The 16008-nt window shown below is 75.0% G+C and carries 19 protein-coding genes; 9 read left to right on the forward strand and 10 right to left on the reverse strand.

The annotated features are described in order from the left end of the window. Window positions 1–166 precede the first annotated feature (166 nt). Complete coding sequence (locus ACFZBX_RS12255; protein WP_391533334.1) at window positions 167–526, forward strand: ATP-binding protein; 360 nt, start codon at window positions 167–169, stop codon at window positions 524–526. A 94-nt stretch (window positions 527–620) separates the two neighbouring features. Here ACFZBX_RS12255 and ACFZBX_RS12260 read toward each other — a convergent pair whose 3' ends face one another. Beyond that, window positions 621–803 (reverse strand): PspC domain-containing protein, encoded by a 183-nt coding sequence (locus ACFZBX_RS12260; protein WP_391533336.1) that lies wholly within the window; start codon window positions 801–803, stop codon window positions 621–623. Between the two features lie 312 nt (window positions 804–1115). On the opposite strand from ACFZBX_RS12260, the gene ACFZBX_RS12265 reads away from it, so the two are divergent. Together ACFZBX_RS12265 and ACFZBX_RS12270 are read left to right on the forward strand one after the other, a co-directional pair. After that, window positions 1116–1631, forward strand: a complete 516-nt coding sequence (locus ACFZBX_RS12265) for a hypothetical protein (protein WP_391533338.1) — start codon at window positions 1116–1118, stop codon at window positions 1629–1631. Beyond that, window positions 1604–1798, forward strand: a complete 195-nt coding sequence (locus ACFZBX_RS12270) for a hypothetical protein (protein ID WP_391533339.1) — start codon at window positions 1604–1606, stop codon at window positions 1796–1798. Before ACFZBX_RS12265 ends, ACFZBX_RS12270 begins: the two co-directional genes overlap by 28 nt. Window positions 1799–1801: 3 nt before the next feature. Here the strand turns inward: ACFZBX_RS12270 and ACFZBX_RS12275 are convergent, their stop codons facing one another. Beyond that, window positions 1802–2632: a MerR family transcriptional regulator gene (locus tag ACFZBX_RS12275; RefSeq protein WP_391533341.1), complete on the reverse strand. Its 831-nt coding sequence runs from the start codon at window positions 2630–2632 to the stop codon at window positions 1802–1804. Between the two features lie 122 nt (window positions 2633–2754). Between ACFZBX_RS12275 and ACFZBX_RS12280 the strand changes: the two genes are divergently transcribed. Then, window positions 2755–3228, forward strand: coding sequence for an Lrp/AsnC family transcriptional regulator (locus ACFZBX_RS12280; protein ID WP_391533343.1), 474 nt, complete (start codon window positions 2755–2757; stop codon window positions 3226–3228). 84 nt (window positions 3229–3312) lie between these two features. Here ACFZBX_RS12280 and ACFZBX_RS12285 read toward each other — a convergent pair whose 3' ends face one another. Further along, on the reverse strand, window positions 3313–4200 hold the full coding sequence (locus ACFZBX_RS12285) for an FAD-dependent oxidoreductase (RefSeq protein WP_391533344.1): 888 nt from the start codon (window positions 4198–4200) through the stop codon (window positions 3313–3315). Window positions 4201–4527: 327 nt separating this feature from the next. Here ACFZBX_RS12285 and aspS point away from each other — a divergent pair, with 327 nt between their 5' ends. Further along, window positions 4528–5817, forward strand: coding sequence for an aspartate--tRNA(Asn) ligase (gene aspS / locus ACFZBX_RS12290; RefSeq protein ID WP_391533345.1), 1290 nt, complete (start codon window positions 4528–4530; stop codon window positions 5815–5817). Window positions 5818–5894: 77 nt separating this feature from the next. Here the strand turns inward: aspS and ACFZBX_RS12295 are convergent, their stop codons facing one another. Then, the gene (locus ACFZBX_RS12295) at window positions 5895–6311 is read right to left on the reverse strand and encodes a hypothetical protein (protein ID WP_391533346.1); all 417 of its coding nucleotides are present in this window, start codon (window positions 6309–6311) and stop codon (window positions 5895–5897) included. Window positions 6312–6637: 326 nt separating this feature from the next. Here ACFZBX_RS12295 and ACFZBX_RS12300 point away from each other — a divergent pair, with 326 nt between their 5' ends. The 3 genes from ACFZBX_RS12300 to ACFZBX_RS12310 all read left to right on the forward strand — a co-directional run bounded on the left by ACFZBX_RS12300 (window position 6638) and on the right by ACFZBX_RS12310 (window position 9919). Next, window positions 6638–8299, forward strand: a complete 1662-nt coding sequence (locus ACFZBX_RS12300; protein ID WP_391533347.1) for a hypothetical protein — start codon at window positions 6638–6640, stop codon at window positions 8297–8299. Window positions 8300–8926: 627 nt separating this feature from the next. Further along, on the forward strand, window positions 8927–9571 hold the full coding sequence (locus ACFZBX_RS12305; protein ID WP_391533349.1) for a PhzF family phenazine biosynthesis protein: 645 nt from the start codon (window positions 8927–8929) through the stop codon (window positions 9569–9571). 6 nt (window positions 9572–9577) lie between these two features. Then, a complete protein-coding gene (locus tag ACFZBX_RS12310) occupies window positions 9578–9919 on the forward strand; it encodes a hypothetical protein (protein ID WP_391533351.1) in 342 nt (113 codons plus the stop codon). A gap of 31 nt (window positions 9920–9950) precedes the next feature. Here the strand turns inward: ACFZBX_RS12310 and ACFZBX_RS12315 are convergent, their stop codons facing one another. The 4 genes from ACFZBX_RS12315 to ACFZBX_RS12330 all read right to left on the reverse strand — a co-directional run bounded on the left by ACFZBX_RS12315 (window position 9951) and on the right by ACFZBX_RS12330 (window position 13385). After that, window positions 9951–10511 carry a VanZ family protein gene (locus ACFZBX_RS12315; RefSeq protein ID WP_391533353.1) on the reverse strand — a complete coding sequence of 187 codons (561 nt, stop codon included), beginning with the start codon at window positions 10509–10511 and terminating at the stop codon, window positions 9951–9953. A 148-nt stretch (window positions 10512–10659) separates the two neighbouring features. Further along, window positions 10660–11082, reverse strand: a complete 423-nt coding sequence (locus ACFZBX_RS12320) for a hypothetical protein (protein ID WP_391533355.1) — start codon at window positions 11080–11082, stop codon at window positions 10660–10662. After that, window positions 11079–12593 carry an ATP-binding protein gene (locus ACFZBX_RS12325; protein ID WP_391533356.1) on the reverse strand — a complete coding sequence of 505 codons (1515 nt, stop codon included), beginning with the start codon at window positions 12591–12593 and terminating at the stop codon, window positions 11079–11081. The genes ACFZBX_RS12320 and ACFZBX_RS12325 overlap by 4 nt, the downstream gene beginning before the upstream one ends. A 114-nt stretch (window positions 12594–12707) precedes the next feature. Further along, window positions 12708–13385: a response regulator transcription factor gene (locus tag ACFZBX_RS12330; RefSeq protein WP_030300621.1), complete on the reverse strand. Its 678-nt coding sequence runs from the start codon at window positions 13383–13385 to the stop codon at window positions 12708–12710. Between the two features lie 284 nt (window positions 13386–13669). Here ACFZBX_RS12330 and ACFZBX_RS12335 point away from each other — a divergent pair, with 284 nt between their 5' ends. Continuing rightward, on the forward strand, window positions 13670–14632 hold the full coding sequence (locus ACFZBX_RS12335; RefSeq protein ID WP_391533358.1) for a SigE family RNA polymerase sigma factor: 963 nt from the start codon (window positions 13670–13672) through the stop codon (window positions 14630–14632). 243 nt (window positions 14633–14875) lie between these two features. Here ACFZBX_RS12335 and ACFZBX_RS12340 read toward each other — a convergent pair whose 3' ends face one another. After that, entirely contained in the window at window positions 14876–15514 is a 639-nt protein-coding gene (locus tag ACFZBX_RS12340) for an ATP-binding protein (RefSeq protein ID WP_391533359.1), read from the reverse strand. A gap of 47 nt (window positions 15515–15561) precedes the next feature. Then, complete coding sequence (locus ACFZBX_RS12345) at window positions 15562–15972, reverse strand: hypothetical protein (RefSeq protein ID WP_391533361.1); 411 nt, start codon at window positions 15970–15972, stop codon at window positions 15562–15564. Window positions 15973–16008: the final 36 nt, after the last annotated feature.

Consider the following 16008-nt stretch of genomic DNA (forward strand, 5'->3'; position numbering starts at 1 on the left):
GGGGGTTGGCGTTCATCCGACTTCTCGCTCGGGCGGGTGAATCGCGTTGAACCCCGCGCGATCGCCTCACTACGGTGTGCGCGTCATTGCTGACAGGCGGTGGCGGCGGGCCCCGTCGCGCCGGCCGCGCGTGTCGGCCACCGGACGAGGACCCAAGGGGAACCACATGAAGCAGGCCACTCTCAAGGCCGCCGGCACCGCCGCGCTCGGCATCGCGATCGCCGCGGTCGGCGCCGGCGGCGCGTCCGCCGCCCCGGCCACCGCCACCGGTGGTCTCGGGCTCCCGACCAACCTGCTGACCAACCCGGCCGCCACCGGCGCCCTCACCGACGCCGCCGGCAAGCTGCCGATCGCCGACAAGGTCAGCAGCGCCCTCGGCAGCCTCGCCCCGAGCGTGGGCCAGGCCACCGGCGCCCCGGCCGGCGCCACCGGCAACCGGTCCGCCCTGCCGACCGTGCCGGGCCTCGACAAGACCCCGCTCGGCTCGCTCGCCCAGACCCTTCCGCTGCCGGGCCTCACCGGCTGACCCGGCCCGCCCGCGCCACCGCACGGCACGGCCGGGGGGTCGCCCGCTCCCGTCGGGGGGAGTGGGCGGCCCCCCGCGTCGTCGGTGCCCGGCGTCACGGCTCCTGCGGGAGCAGCAGCCAGAGCGCCAGGTAGATCAGGAACTGCGGGCCGGGCAGCAGGCAGGAGGCCAGGAAGATCGCGCGCATCGTCCACGGCGTGAGCCCGAAACGCTCGGCGAGCCCGGCGCAGACGCCGGCGATGACGCGGTTGTGGCGGGGGCGGGCGAGGCGGCTCATGGCGAACTCCGTTGCTCTGGTGATGCCGTCTTCCGGGCTCTCCGGCTGGCGTACTTCCATACTCCGCCGCCGCCCCGCCGGGAACGTCCCCCCGCAAGCCGATCCCACCCCCGACCTGCGTACTGACCGCGCACGACCCCCTCTCAGGGTTCCCCTCAGGGTCGGCCCGGAGATTGCCGGGCGCGTGGAGCGGGAAGTCGGCCCGCCCGACTTCCCGCGCACGGCCGTTCGATTGCCCGGGATTCCCATGGGCTCCGGGCGGTTCTATTCTGAGCGCGGACGCGCGCCCGTCGTCTCTGGGGGGAGACCGCAATGGCGGACCATCGGCACCGACTGCTGGGCGCCGCACTGCTGGCCGCGACCCTCGGAGCGTGCACGTCCTCGGGACCCGGCGGCGGCAAGGACGTCCCGCTGCCCGTCAAGTCCCGTGCGGACGCGGTGGCGTGGGCGCGTGACGTGGTGGAGCAACTGGCGCTGGTCCTTGAGGTCCGGCTGAACGACAAACCGGCCGGCACCAACTTCAGCCGGTGCTTGGGGAAGAAGGGTGAGCCCTTCTTCGAAGACCGCTACGAGTTGATCTACGGCGTGAGGTCGGACACCCCGAACGCCCGGCACGCCGAGGTGGTGCGCAGGGCCCGCGATCGGTTGCTGGGCGACGGGTTCGAGGTCACCGACTTCCGTGTGACGACCGACGGGACGCCGCACGCGCTGGTCGACGCCCGCCACCCCGAGAGCCGCCACCGGGTGTCCGTGAAGAGCGGGGAAGGCGGCGACGCGCTGGCCTTCGTCGTCATCACCCCGTGCCTCCAGGAACCGCCCAGGGGTTAGGGCACCAGGACCACCTCGCCGAGGTCGGCGACCCGGGCGTCGCCGTGCTCGCCCGCTGCGCGGAGCCGGCGGAGCCCGCCAACGCGGAGCTGCCGGCGCCGCTCAATCCCGACGAGCAGCGGCAGTTGATGGCCCTGCCGGGGCGGCTGCGCCAGGTGGAGGCGTAGGCGCTACGCGTCCGTGCGGGGACGGAACGGGACGGTGACGTCCGAGGTGTGCTCGTGCGGCTCGGCGGTTTCGAAGTTCGGGTAGTACACCTCCCGGTTGCCGCCACTGCGCTCGTACCCCTGCTCCTCGACCCATGCGCCGACGGCGTGGTGGATGGCCGCCACCGTCCCGAAGTCCTTGTGCTCCTTCGTGAGTTCGGTGTATGCCTCGCGGTGGGCGGGGTGGATCCGTACGGCGATCCGGCCGGTCGGCTCGACGGCGTCCACCGTCGGGGCGCACACCTCGACGAGGCCGTCCGACTCCTCGCTCACGTACCCGTGGAAGATGCTGAAGATCGGCCCGGAGAGGCGGGCGCCACTCGACTCCAGGTGGACGACGAGCTGCTCGCCCGCCTCGTTGAGGAAGCGGACGAGAGCGGCGCCGTTGACGGTCCGCTGGATGCAGAGCACCTTCTGTTCGGGGACGTCGCGTTCGGCGATCCGGTACATGGTCGATTTCCCTCCGATGACTACTGTCCGGGCGTAGCCCACCGCCTGTCGGCGGGCCCGGTGCGCGGCCTCCTGCTCGTCCCAATAGGCGTCGAGCAGGCGTGCGGACTCGTTTCCACCGGCGTCGAGCACGGCCGCGATCCGCGCCAGCGGCATGCCGACGGCGCGCAGCAGCGCGATCCGGCGCGCCCGTTCCACCTGGGCGAGGCCGTAGCGGCGGATCCCGGTGTGCGGGTCGACATGGGCGGGCGTCAGCAGCCCGCGCTCCCCGTAGAGGCGCAGCGCCTTGGGGCTGAGCCTGGTGAGGGTGGCGAGCTCTCCGACGGTGATCAAGTCCTCGTGCACGGAGCCCACTGTGCGCCCTGCCCCTGGGGCAGGGGCAAGCGCCGGTGTCGGGCGGATTGCCGGATGTGACATCTACCGGTCAGGGGGTTGTTCAGCCGTGGAATCAGCGGCAATCTGGGCTCATGACCGAGATTCTTGATGCGACGGACTGGGCGATCCTGGCCGAGCTCCAGGAGGACGGGCGAATCGCGTTCACGGAGTTGGCGCGCCGGGTGAACCTGAGCGCGTCTGCGACGACGGAGCGGGTGCGGCGGCTGGAGGCGGCGGGCGTGATCACCGGCTACCGCGCCGAGGTGGACCTGGAGCGCACGGGATACCCGGTGGCGGCGGTGGTCCGGTTGACGTACCCGGGGCCGGCGGCGCGGCACGAGCCGCTGCGGCGGTTGCTGGAGGAGCGGTCGGAGATCCTGGAGTGCCTGCGGATGATCGGGGACGACGGCTATGTGCTGAGGGTCGCGACGACGTCGATGGGGCACCTGGAGGAGATCGTCGACGAGCTGGCCCAGTACGGCACCACGACGACGAACCTGGTGCTGAGCCGCCCGCTCCCGCCCCGGGGCCCGGCAGTGCCCCGCGTAGGGGCGCCCGAGCAGTAGCGGTGTCCGCGGCCTCCGCCCGTCCAGGTGGCAGCGCGCCGGCGGGAGTGGGGAGTCGGTCCGGCCGACTTTCCACTCCCGCCGTCAACGACCCAGGCGGAGGGCGTAGTAGGCGTGGAGGGCGGCCTCGGCGCCGGAGCCGGTGGCGGTCATGATGCGTTGGGCGCGGGGGGAGCGGAGGTCGCCGGCGGGGAGGATGCGGGGGTGCTGGCGGTCGGGTGGGCAATAGCCGTCGAGGGCCGGGGTGAGGTCGCCCGGGAGGGTGGCCGGGCGGACGCCGAGGTTGACGAAGACGGCGTTGGGGGTGAAGGTGCCCAACCGGCCTGCGGCGATGTGGCCTTCGGGGGTGGGGCGGAGGGAGAGCGTGTCGAGTTCCAGGAGGGTGGCGCGCGGGTCGGACCGCACCTCGTCGGCCTTGTAGGCGTCGGCGGGCGGGTGGGGGACGACCAGGTCGAGCGGGGTGCCGGGGTGGGCGCGCAGCAGGGTGCCGAGAGGGCGGTCGGCGCCGAGGACGAGGGTGCGGCGGCCGGTCAGGCAGGCGGGGTCGGCCTCCCAGATCGGCGGCGGGGCGTCCACGGTGGAGGTGAGCCAGCCGGCCTCGTGCGGGAGGGCCGCCCGGACGCCGGTGGCGGCGATCGCGTAGCGGCCTCGGACGGCGGCTCCCGTAGCGAGGCGGACGGTGACGCCCTCGTCGTCGGCGCGCAGTTCCGTCGCCAAGGTGCCGAGCAGGAGGTCGCAGGAGTCGGCGACCCGCCGCACGTCGGCCGCGACGGCGTCGGCGAAGGCGGTGCCGGTGGTGAAGCCGAGGACGTTGGTCACCGCCGGGACGCGCCGCAGGGTGGCGCCCGGTTCGCGCCGCTCGACGAGCGCCGAGCGCAGTCCGACGCTCGCCGCCATCACCGCCGCCGCGCAGCCGGCCGGGCCGCCGCCGATGATCACCAGGTCGTAGGGCGTGCTGGACGGTCGGGTCACCACAGCAGGGTAGTGGCCGCCGGGCGGAATTCCGGTTGCCGGGAGGGCCGGTGGCGTCCTAGCCTCGCCGCAACACGTCGACGGAGACGAGTACCTCCGGGCCCCGCGAGCCGAGAGAGCCGCCGGCTGCTGTGAAGGCGGCCTCGCGTCCGGGAGGGAAGACACTCCCGAGTGCGGGGAGGAAATGCCCCGCCGGCCGGCCCCCGTCACCGGGCCGAACGAGGCCGCCGCCCGCCACGGCGACGGCGGCGAAAGTGCGGTGGCACCGCGAGTCCCCTTCTCGCCCGCACTCCCAAGGGATCACCACGACGCCCCCGGAGGGCCGCGATGATCCACTCCAGCACCACTCACACCGCCCGTGTCCTGGCCGCCGAACTGCCGGGCCACGTCGGCGGAACCGTCGAACTCGCCGGCTGGCTGCACCGCCGCCGCGCCCTGAAGTCGGTGACCTTCCTCGTCCTGCGCGACCGCTCGGGCCTCGCCCAGGTGGTGGCCCCCGCCGGGACGGCCGCCCTGCCCGAGGAGACGGTGCTGCGCGTTCGCGGCACCGTCACGGCCAACCCCCAGGCGCCGAACGGCGTCGAGCTGACCGGGCCGGAGGTCGAGGTGCTCTCCCGCCCCGCCGCCGCCCCGCCGTTCGACCTCTTCCGCCCCGCCGTCCCCGCCTCGCTGCCGGTGATCCTCGACGGCGCGCCCGTCACCCTGCGCCACCCCCGGCTGGCGGCGCTGCACCGCGTGTCGGCGGCCTCCGTGCACGGCTTCCGGGCGGCGCTCGACGGACTCGGCTTCACCGAGATCCACACGCCGAAGGTGGTCTCCTCGGCGACCGAGTCCGGCGCGAACGTCTTCGCGCTGGACTGGTTCGGACGGGAGGCGTACCTGGCGCAGTCCCCGCAGTTCTTCAAGCAGGCGATGGTCGGGGTTTTCGAGCGGGTCTACGAGACCGGGCCGGTGTTCCGGGCCGAGCCCCACGACACCGCCCGCCACCTGGCCCAGTACACCAGCCTGGACGCCGAGCTCGGCTTCGTCACCGACCACCGGGACGTGATGGCCGTCGTGCGCGCCGTCCTCGCCGGGATGGTCGCGGCGGTCGCCGAACGGGCCGGGGACGCGCTCGCGACCCTCGGCGTCGAGCCGCCCGCCGTCCCGGCCGAGATCCCGCAGCTGCACTTCGCCGAGGCGATGCGGATGCTGGGCGCCGACGAACCGGACCTCGCGCCCGCGCACGAGCGGTGGCTCGGCGCGTGGGCGCGGCGCGAGCACGGCAGCCCGTTCCTGTTCGTGACCGGCTACCCGATGCGCAAGCGGCCGTTCTACACCCACCCCGAGCCGGGCCGGCCGGAGTACTCGAACAGCTTCGACCTGCTCTTCCGCGGGCTGGAGCTGGTCACCGGCGGCCAGCGGCTGCACCGGTACGAGGACTACCTCGCGGCCCTCGCCGCCCGCGGCGAGCCGGCCGGGCCGTACGAGGGGTACCTGCGCGCCTTCGCCCACGGCATGCCGCCGCACGGCGGGTTCGCGCTCGGCCTGGAACGGTGGACGGCGCGGCTGACGGGGGAGGACAACGTCCGCCGCACCGCGCTCTTCCCGCGCGACGTGCACCGGCTGACGCCGTGAGGTGAGGCACGGAGGCGCCTCCGGGGGCGACCGGCGACCCAACCGGTCCGATCGCCCCCGGAGGCGGGCAGCAGGGCTCAGCCCTGGTACGGCGCCTGGGGGGCCTGGGGGCCCTGCGGAGCCTGAGCCGCCTGCGGCTGGTACGGCGACGCCTGCGGGTACGGGGCGTTGGGCTGGTACGGCGAGGGCGCCGGGGCCGACGGGACGGCCGGTGTCTCGGAGCGCGTGAGCAGGGCCTTCACCGCGTTGGCTATCAGCGCCACCGGGAGGATGAACGCCTTGAAGAACAGCGTGTACTTGCCGCTCTCGAAGACGAACGCCAGGTAGTACGCGTAGCCGGTGAAGCCCAGGCCGACCAGCACGTTGAGGATGCGCCAGCCGATCTTCAGGCCGCCGAGGTTGACGGCGCCGATGACCAGCAGCGCGATGCCGCTGATCGCGAGCAGCACGACGTACCAGGAGAAGAGCGGGTCGACGTCGAAGTCGAGATTCACGAGGTGTTCCTGTTGTTCCAGGGGGGACGGGCGGGTGCGCCGGGGCGGACCCGCCGGGGACGAGTGCGCACAGTACTGGAGCCCGCCGACAGTCGTCCTCACCATTTCGTCACGGTGTCATCGCCGAATCCGTCCGGCGAACCTCCCTTCCACCCCTTGAAAACCGCTCAGGAAGCGTCCGTGCGTTCGGATATGATGCGCCCGTCGCTGGTGGTTGGGGGGCGAAGCAGCGACCCGGATGAAAGTCCCGGAGCGGCCCTCCACCTCGGCGAACCGCCTGCTGCCGGTTCGTCGGGTTCGCCCGCCTTCCTTCCGTGAGGTCTCCCTTGCGTACTCAGCACCGCAGATCCCTCGCCCTCGCCGCCGCCGCCACCCTGGTCTCGGGCGTGGCCCTGACCGCGGCCGCCCCGGGCGCTGCCGCGCTGCCGCGTTCCGGCGGCGCCACCGGGACGGTGCGGCAGGCCGCGGGCCAGGGCACGCCGGCGCCCGGTGGCCCGCAGGAGCAGCACGGCCCGGTGACGGCCGTCCTCGTGGGCTTCCCCGCCGCGCTGACCGCCGGCGGTCCGGCCGCCGAGTTCACCGCCACCCTGCGCAACACCGCCGACCACGCGGTCGACGTCACCACCGGCTTCACCGTCGCCAACCTCGACTCCGGCGTCCGCGAGACCCAGCTCAAGCTGGACTACCAGGCCCCCGGCGGCGGCGCCTGGAAGCCCGCCGCGCTCAGCCCGGGCGCCGGCACCGGTGCCGCCTGGAACCTCGACACCTTCGCCACCCGGCTGAGCCTGCCCGCCGGTGCCTCCGTGACGTACCGGCTGCGGCTCGCCGCCACCGCCGACGCGCCCGCCGGCCGGGCCACCGGCGGGTTCCGGGCGGTGGTCTCCGACCCGACCCTGCCGCCGGAGCACCGGACGTCCGAGGCGAACACCCCGCACCAGGAGTTCACCACCGTCGCGGCCGGCCCCACCGCCGCGCCGACGACCGCCTCCGCGCCCGGCGTGCCGTACCTCGGCCTGGACGCGGTGCCCGGCTCCTTCACGGCCGGCGGCGAGGCCAGGCCGTTCCGGCTGACGCTCACCAACCGCAGCGGCAAGGACGTCGCCTTCCTGCCCGAACTCACCCTGCGCGGCGCGGCCCTGCCCGCCGCCGGGGCGGCCGGGCTGGACTTCCAGACCTCCGACGGCCAGTGGCTGACGGCCACCGCCGACGACGGCCGCAGCGCGCCGGGGACGGTCACGCTGGTGCTCCGCGCGCCGGACCGGGACGCCTCCGTGGTCCGGCTGCGGGACGGCGAGTCCCGGACGCTCAACGTGCGGCTGGCGTTCGGGCCGGACGTCCCGGCGGGCGTCGTGTCGGTGCAGTTCGCCGGAAGCAGCCTGCCGCTCGCCGGGGGCGGCCTCGGCGGCGGCGCCGGGGTGCCGGCGAACAGTTCGTCGGTCGACGTCACCGTGGCGGCCGCCGCGCCCGCCACGCCGAGCACCGAGCCCACCACCTCCGCCACGGACGGCGGCGCCCCGACCGCCCCCGCCGAGCCGCCGGCCACCGCACCGAGCGCGTCCGGCAACGGCGGCGGCCCGGCGGTCGGCCTCGCGGCCGTCACCCCGACGCCGGACGCGGCGGGCACGGTCGCGGCCGTCCCGGCGGCGCAGACCACGCCGACGCCGACCGGCGAGCCCGCCGCAGCCCCGGCACCGGCCGTCACCGTGACCGTGGCGGCCCCGGCGCCCCCCGTCGACCTCGCCTCCACCGGCGGCTCGTCGACCAACACCCCGATGGCGATCACCGGTGCCACCTCGATCGCGATGGGTATCGGCACGCTGGTGGTGGCCCACCGTCGGCAGAAGGCCCGCCCGGTCCTGGCCACCCGGGCTCCCCGCCCGGCCGGAGGCCCTGGGCCGGGGGCGGTGGCGGGTCCGGTGGCGAGCCCGGGCCCGAGGCCCGTTCGGGGCCCGGTGGCAGGCCCTGGCGGGGCTGCCGGTCGGGGGTGAGCGGTCGCGTGGTGCCGCGTGTTCTCGGCACGAGGCCCGGCGCCGCCTCGATTGCGATGGGTATGGGGACGTTGGTGGTGGCCCATCGTCGGCAGAAGGCCCGTCCGGTCCTGGCGACCCGGGCTCCCCGCCCGGCCGGAGGCCCTGGGCCGGGGGCGGCGGTGAGCGGGCGCGTGGTGCTGGGTGTTCTCGGCGCGAGGCCCGGTGCCGCCTCGATTGCGATGGGTATGGGGACGTTGGTGGTGGCCCGCCGTCGGCAGAAGGCCCGTCCGGTCCTGGCCACCCGGGCTCCCCGCCCGGCCGGAGGCCCTGGGCCGGGGGCGGCGGTGAGCGGGCGCGTGGTGCCGCGTGTCCTCGGCACGACGCCCGGCGGCGGACCCGTGCTGCGGCCGGTGGCGGGCGATGGCCGGGTTGCCGGGCGGTTGTGAGCGGCCACGTGGCGTTGCGTGACTTCCGTGGCCGGAGTGTCTCAGCGGCGCGAGGCCCGTCCGGCCCGGCCGAGCGCGTGCTGCTGCGTATCTCTCGCGGCCGGGGCGTCCCGGTGACAGGAGGCCCGAGCGGTCACCTGGTGCCGCATGCCTTCTTGTGGTTCGGTGGTGGGTCCGACGGGCGGGGGGTGAGTGACGGGTGACCGGTCACGAGGTGCTGCGCGTGTTCTGCGGCCCGGACGGTGGGCACGGGAACGCGCTGGGCGTTGTCCGGGACGGTGCCGCCGTGCCCGGCCGGCGTGGCCGGCAGGCGATCGCGCGGGAACTCGGCTTCAGCGAGACGGTGTTCGTCGACGACCCGGAGGGCGGCGTCATCGACATCTACACGCCCGGCCTGCGCCTGCCGTTCGCCGGGCACCCGTGCGTCGGCGCCGCCTGGCTGCTCGGGGTGGACCGGCTGGTCACGGCGGCCGGCGTGGTCGGCGTCCGGCGCGAGGGGGCGTTCACCCGGATCGCGGCGCCCGCCGCCTGGGCCCCGCCGCGCACGCTGCGCCGGCACGCGACGCCCGCCGAGGTGGACGCCCTGGCGGTGCCGCCGCCGGGGGAGTGGATCTACGCCTGGGCCTGGCAGGACGAGGCGGCGGGCACCGTCCGCGCCCGGGCCTTCCCCGGCCGGGACGACGGCATCGACGAGGACGAGGCCACCGGCGCGGCGGCGATCCTGCTGACCGCCGAACTGGGCCGCGGCCTGACGATCACCCAGGGACTGGGCTCGCAGTTGGTCACGGGGATCGCGGCCGAGGGAAGGATCGAGGTCGGCGGCAGGGTCCGCCGAGAGGGCTGAGGGGCCGTGGAGGAACCGCAGTTCGAGGCCGTCGTGACCCGGGTCGGAGAGCGCAGGCTCGCCGTCTACCAGGTGCTCCGCGCGAGGGGAGAGTTGAGCCTCTGGCAGGTCAAGTGCCTGTTGGACCAGGCCCCGGTCCGCGTCGACGAGCACTACCTGTCCGACCTCCGCCGCAGGACGGAGCGGCTGCGCGAGGCCGGGGCCGAGGTCGCGCTGTCGTGCCTCGAATGCGGCCGGCCCGCCCCCGAGGAGGGCGAGTTGATCGACGCCGGACCGTGCGCCGCAGCCCGCTGGCCCTACTGCCCGGCGAGCAGCGACCGGCCGCCGTCCATGGTGTGGTACCCGTAGACCGGCGCCCGGGCGGTCGCGAGGGGTGCGCTCAACGCCCGTGCGAGGAGACCGGTTCGGCGAAGACGGCGGACTTGGGCGCGGCGGCCGGAGCCGCCGGAGCCGCCGCGGGCGCGGGTGCCGGTGTCCGGGGGGTGGTGGCGCGGTGGAGGAGGAAGGTGCGGCCGGCGGGGACCAGGGCGAGATGGACGGCCGCGACGCCGGCGACGGCGAGCAGGATGTGGTCCACGTTGAGCACATGGCCCGGGGCCCAGGAGGAGAGGAACTCCAGCGCCGTGGCCAGCAGCGCCGAGGCGCCGGTGGTGCGGAGGAAGGACGGGAGCCACCGGGTGGTCAGGCGGCCTCCGGCGAGCGGGAGGAAGACACCGAGCGGGGTGAGCAGCAGCAGTTCGCTGAGCAGTTGGCCCGCGCTGGAGGAGCGGAGCGAGGCCAGCGGCGTCAGGTTGGCGTCGTAGACCCAGGCCACCGGCAGTGGTCTCAGCACCATCCAGCACACCAGCACCAGGTGGACGGTGAGGCCGAGCAGGCCCACCACCCGTAGTGGACGTTGGGAACGCTGGACGGCCGTCGCCCGTCCGGTCTCGGTCCGCACGCCGGCCCGCTCCTCGCGTGGCCTGGTGCCATCTCGCTGCACGGGGGGTAGGACGTGCACCGGCGGCGTGACGGTTCCATGCCCGGTGTGAACCCGGCGCCGCGCGCCGGGTGCCGGGCGGGGGCCGTGGCCCCCGCCGACGGTGCTCCTACCGGCAGGGCGCCGTGGTGGACGCGGTGGGCGACGGCAGCGCGCCGAACACGTTGTCCGCCGGCGGCGTCGGCGACACCACGACGGGCGACGGCGATGCCGACGGCGACACCGACGCGGCCCCGGACGGCGAACCGGTCGGCGAACCCGCCGCCGACCCGGGCCGCGCCGCCGCCGCGGCGTGCGCCGGGGCCTGCGGGCTCGCGCCCGCGCCCGCCCCGGCGCCCGGGGACGGCATGCTCGGCGCGGTGGGTATCCGCGCCACCGTCGGGCAGGCGGTCCGGCTGGCCGGCGCGCCCGCGTCCACCGGGACGGCGGTCGGGCGGATGCCGCAGCCGGCGGCCAGCGCGGCCAGCCCCAGCAGCGCGGCGGCGGCCAGCGGGCGCCGGCCGCCCCTACGGTTCAGGCGAACACGGCTCACTGGGCACGCTCCTCGGAGGCGGTGTCGGCCGGCGGCGGAGGCGGTGGCGTCCGCGGCAGGGTCAGCGTGAACACCGCACCGGTCTCGCCGTTCGCGGCGGTGATGGTCCCCCCGTGGATCTGCGCGTTGGCCATCGCGATGGACAGGCCCAGGCCGCTGCCCTCCGAGCGGGCCCGCCCCTTGTCGGCCTTGTAGAACCGGTCGAAGACGTGCGGCAGCACGTCCTCCGGGATGCCGGGGCCGCTGTCCGACACCTCGACGACCACGCTGTCCCCCTCCTCGTGCACCCGCACCCGCACCGGCGAGCCGCCGTGCTTGAGCGCGTTGCCGATGAGGTTGGCGAAGACGACGTCCAGCCGGCGCGGGTCGACCACCGCCCGCACCCCGCGCGGCGCGTCCACCTCCACCGCGTCGTACCAGGCCCGGCCATCGATGCAGGACATGATCAGGTCCGCGATGTCCACCTCGTCGGCGACCAGCTTGGCCGTGCCGGCGTCGAAGCGGGTCACCTCCATCAGGTTCTCCACCAGGTCGGACAGCCGGCGGGTCTCGCTGACCACCAGCCGCACCGCCGGCTCGATCATCGGGTCCAGCGACTCCGCCTCGTCCTCCAGGATGTCCGTCACGGCGGTCATCGCGGTCAGCGGCGTGCGCAGCTCGTGCGACATGTCGGCGACGAACCGCCGGCTCTGCGCCTCGCGCGCGCTCAGCTCCTCGACCTGCTCGTGCAGCGACTCCGCGGTCCGGTTGAAGGTCCGTGCCAGGTCGGCGAGTTCGTCCGAGCCCTCGACCTCGAGGCGGGTGTCCAGATGCCCCTCGCCGAGCCGGCGCGCCGCGTCCCCGAGCCGCCGCACCGGGCGCAGCACCGTCGCCGAGGCCGCCTGCGCGAGCAGCGCCGAGCCGATCAGCGCCAGCAGCGTGGCGATCGCCAGCGACCAGCCGAGCGTGTTCAGGTCGGCCCGCTCGTTCTCCAGCGACTTGAACATGTACGCGGTCGGGCCGGTCGGCACCACCTTGGTGCCGCCGATCACGAACGGCCGGCCGTCGAGGTTCTGCCGCTGCCAGTACAGGTGGTAGGTGTACGGATTGGACTCGGTGATCTCGCGCGGCCTGTTGACCGCGGTCTGCAGCGGGGCCGGCACATTGGCGAGCGTGTACTGGGTGGGGCTGGAGGAGGCGATGCAGTCCGGCAGCGCCGGGTCCGCCACCACCACGTCGTAGCTGAGCCCGGAGCTGGCGACGGTGCCCGCCAGCGCGTTCAGGTCCTCGCAGGTCGCGCTCAGCGGCAGGCCCGACACATTGCGGCTGAGCGAGACCCGGAAGTCGTTGAGCGCGGTGTCCTGGGCGCGCTTGAGCACCGCGTCGCGGTTCAGCCAGTACGCGATGCCGGAGGCCGAGACGGCGGTGAGCAGCGCGACCGCGGCGAACACCGCGATCAGCCGCACGCGCAGCGAGCGCAGCCGTCGCCACGGGCCGGAGGAGAACCGGGCCGTCGTCTGATGGTTGGTCACGGGAACCTGTCGTTGCGGGAGGTCAGCGCGCGCGGCGGGATATCGCCGGCGCCGGACGAGGGGCGGCCGAGGCGGCCGGGGCGGCGGGGACGGCCGGGCCGGTGGGCGCGGCGGTCACGCCGGAGGGTCCAGCCGGTAGCCGACGCCGCGCACCGTGCGGATCAGCGTCGGGGCCGAGGGCACGTCCTCGACCTTGGCCCGCAGCCGCTGGACGCAGGCGTCCACCAGCCGGGAGTCGCCCAGGTAGTCGTGCTCCCAGACCAGCCGCAGCAGCTGCTGGCGCGACAGCGCCTGCCCGGGCCGGCGGCTGAGCTCCAGCAGCAGCCGCAGCTCGGTCGGGGTCAGCTGGAGGTCCGCGCCGTCCTTGGTGACGGTCATCGCCGCCCGGTCGATCACCACGCTGCCGTAGACCGAGGAGTCCGAGTTCTCCCGCTCGCCGCGCCGCAGCACCGCCCTGATCCGGGCGTCCAGCACGCGCGGCTGCACCGGCTTGACCACGTAGTCGTCCGCGCCCGACTCCAGGCCCACCACCACGTCGATGTCGTCGGAGCGGGCCGTCAGCAGGATGATCGGCAGCTGGTCGGTGCGGCGGATCCGGCGGCACACCTCGAAGCCGTCGATGCCGGGCAGCATGACGTCCAGCACGATGAGGTCGGGACGCTGCTCCTTGAAGAGCCTCAGACCGTCCTCGCCGGAGGCGGCGGTGGCCACGCGGTGGCCCTGGCGGGTGAGGGCGAGTTCGAGGCCGGTGCGGATGGCGTCGTCGTCCTCGATCAGAAGGAGGAAAGGCACGGCCTCATTCTGGCTCACCCGGAGCGGGTAATCACCCCCCCACCGCCCGCCCGGGTCCGGTCACCGCCCGCGGGGGAACCGCGACGCCCGTGACCGGCGTCCGTCAACGGCGGGAGGCGCACGGGGACCAAGGACCCGGGCCTGTGACAGCCCTGTGACAGTCGACGGACAGCGCCATCACAACCGGCGGGCAGGATTTTCGATGTCGCCGCAGGACAGCGGGCCAATCGGCCGGCCGGGGCGGCGGCACACGCAACCGCTCGAACCGACCAAGGGGGCGCACGATGAACGCCACGCTTCAGACCCGGACCAACCCGGCTGTCCGCACCGCGCGTTCATCGGCCACCGCGTTCAAGGCCCGGCCGGCGGCCGGGACCGACGAGGGCTCCGGTGCCGTGACCGTACGGGGGTGCGCGCACAGCACCGGTGGAAACACTGTCGCCCGCCGGGTGAGCGGCGGCGGCAGGACGGGGGAGCTGTACGGGATCGGCCGCCGGGGGAACGCGGCCGACTCCGCCGGCACCTTGACGCTGCGGGGGATCCTCCCCGTCCGCGTCGAGGGCAAGGACGCCCTGGGGGGGAACCGGGGCATCGGGGGGACCGGCCTGCGGAAGGCCGACTCGGGGGAGTCGGCCGGCCGCGAGGCCGCCGGTGCGACGCTGCTGCGGCTGAGCCCCGCGGCGGCGCCCACCGCCGAGCCGGAGCGACCCGCCGTCGCCGAGGACCACATCACCGAGTTCACCGCGTACGTCCGCGAGCGCCGCGCCTCGCTGTACGCCACCGCCTACCACCTCACCGGTGACCGCTACGAGGCCGAGGACCTGCTGCAGAGCGCGCTCTTCAGCACCTACCGCGCCTGGGGCCGGATCACCGACAAGGCCGCGGTCGGTGGCTACCTGCGCCGCACCATGACCAACCTGCACATCTCCGCCTGGCGGCGCCGCAAGGTCAACGAGTACCCGACCGAGGAACTGCCGGAGACGGTCGGCGACACCGACGCGATGGGCGGCACCGAGCTGCGCGCCGTGCTCTGGCAGGCGCTGGCCAAGCTGCCGGAGAACCAGCGCACCATGCTGGTGCTGCGCTACTACGAGGGCAAGACCGACCCGGAGATCGCCGACGTGCTCGGCATCAGCGTCGGCACGGTCAAGAGCAGCATCTGGCGCGCGCTGCGCCGGCTGCGCGACGACGAGCAGCTGAACACCTCGGGCGACACCCTGCGGGCGTTCGGCGAGCTGGTCGCGTAACACGACGGCGCAACGCCATCAAGACGTTCCGGTCCGCCGTGGGGGTGGGACCGGACGGGGGATCCCGTCGGGGGACGGGTGACAGGACGGACGCGGTACGGGTAGCGCCGGCTCGGGGGAGCGGCGGCACCGGGAGGGGACCGCGGACGTCCGGGGAAGGCGGCGGGCCCGGTGCAGGGGAGACGCACCGGGCCCGCCGTTCCGCGTTTCCGTTCCGCGTTCCCTGGGCGCCGCACGCGCGCGTCAGACGGTGGACAGCTCCCCGGCGGCGGCCGCCGCGCGGATCCGCCGCCCTGCCTCCGGCCCCGGGCACGGGTGTGCGCCCAGCGCGACCTGCCGCGCGACGATGCCGCGCTCGGCCCGCATCAGCCGCCAGCCGCGCCGCAGCAGCACCGGCAGCGACTTGCGGCCCTCGTGGACGTCCCGGCGCAGCCGCCACCAGGCGGTCGTCAGCGCGCCGTTGCGCAGGCACAGGGCGTCGCCGAGCAGGTCCCCGGCCGCGCAGTCGGCGGTGATCTCGGCGGCGAAGATGCCCTCGGCGACGAACGCGCCGGCCCCGGCGAGCTCCAGCACCCGGGTGGAGACCCGGCCGTTGTCCGGGATCGAGTACACCGGCACCTCGGCCCGGCCGGTGGTGCACAGGGCGCGGATGGCCGCGACGGCCTGCTCGCGGTGCCAGGACAGCGGGGAGTCCCAGTCCACCGAGCCGTCGGGCAGCCGCGGCAGGCTCGGGTCGTCGCCGTCCTTGTAGAAGTCGTCGAGCTGGAGCACCGGCAGGCCGCTGCGCTCGGCCAGCGATGACTTCCCCGATCCGGAGGGCCCGGAGAGCAGGACCACCCGGGCACGGGCTATCGGCACAGGGTTCAGCGGGGAGTCACTCACGGGACACCAGTCTGACGTATCGGGGCCCGTTGCCGAAACCGGTCGGATCACACGTCCTGCAACGCCTTGGGGTCGGTCAGCGCGGCGTGCAGCATCGGCAGGTACCGGCTGTCGACCTGGAGGTACACGGGGTGCCCGGCGCCGGGTGCCAGGTAGGCGGTGGCGGCCCAGTCCTGGTCGTGCCAGGTGTCCGGCTCAGGGGCGTGGAAGGTGCCGCCCGCGGGCAGCTCGATCCGGGCGCGGCCGCGCGCCGTGAAGGCGGCGGACGGGGCGCCGGGGGCGATCCACAGCCGCCCGTCGGCGTACTCGCCCCGCGGGCCCGGCCCGTCGGCGCGCGCCGAGCAGGGGATCCGCACCGGCCGCCCGGCGGCCAGCCGGCGCCGGGCGCGGGACACCCGGAAGGTGCGCCAGAACCCGTCCGCGAACAGTGCCATCAGCTCGCCCGCCAGCTCTCCCATGAGCGTCGTCCCCCTCGGTGCGCGGTGTCGGCCCAG

It is taken from the genome of Kitasatospora sp. NPDC008115 (assembly GCF_042957205.1).
GTDB lineage: Bacteria > Actinomycetota > Actinomycetes > Streptomycetales > Streptomycetaceae > Kitasatospora.

Bases quoted from the DNA above. Each gene is read 5' to 3' on its own strand.
- ACFZBX_RS12255 (WP_391533334.1), top strand. From the start codon at position 167: ATGAAGCAGGCCACTCTCAAGGCCGCCGGCACCGCCGCGCTCGGCATC.
- ACFZBX_RS12260 (WP_391533336.1), bottom strand. From the start codon at position 803: ATGAGCCGCCTCGCCCGCCCCCGCCACAACCGCGTCATCGCCGGCGTC.
- ACFZBX_RS12265 (WP_391533338.1), top strand. From the start codon at position 1,116: ATGGCGGACCATCGGCACCGACTGCTGGGCGCCGCACTGCTGGCCGCG.
- ACFZBX_RS12280 (WP_391533343.1), top strand. From the start codon at position 2,755: ATGACCGAGATTCTTGATGCGACGGACTGGGCGATCCTGGCCGAGCTC.
- aspS (WP_391533345.1), top strand. From the start codon at position 4,528: ATGATCCACTCCAGCACCACTCACACCGCCCGTGTCCTGGCCGCCGAA.
- ACFZBX_RS12335 (WP_391533358.1), top strand. From the start codon at position 13,670: ATGAACGCCACGCTTCAGACCCGGACCAACCCGGCTGTCCGCACCGCG.
- ACFZBX_RS12345 (WP_391533361.1), bottom strand. From the start codon at position 15,972: ATGGGAGAGCTGGCGGGCGAGCTGATGGCACTGTTCGCGGACGGGTTC.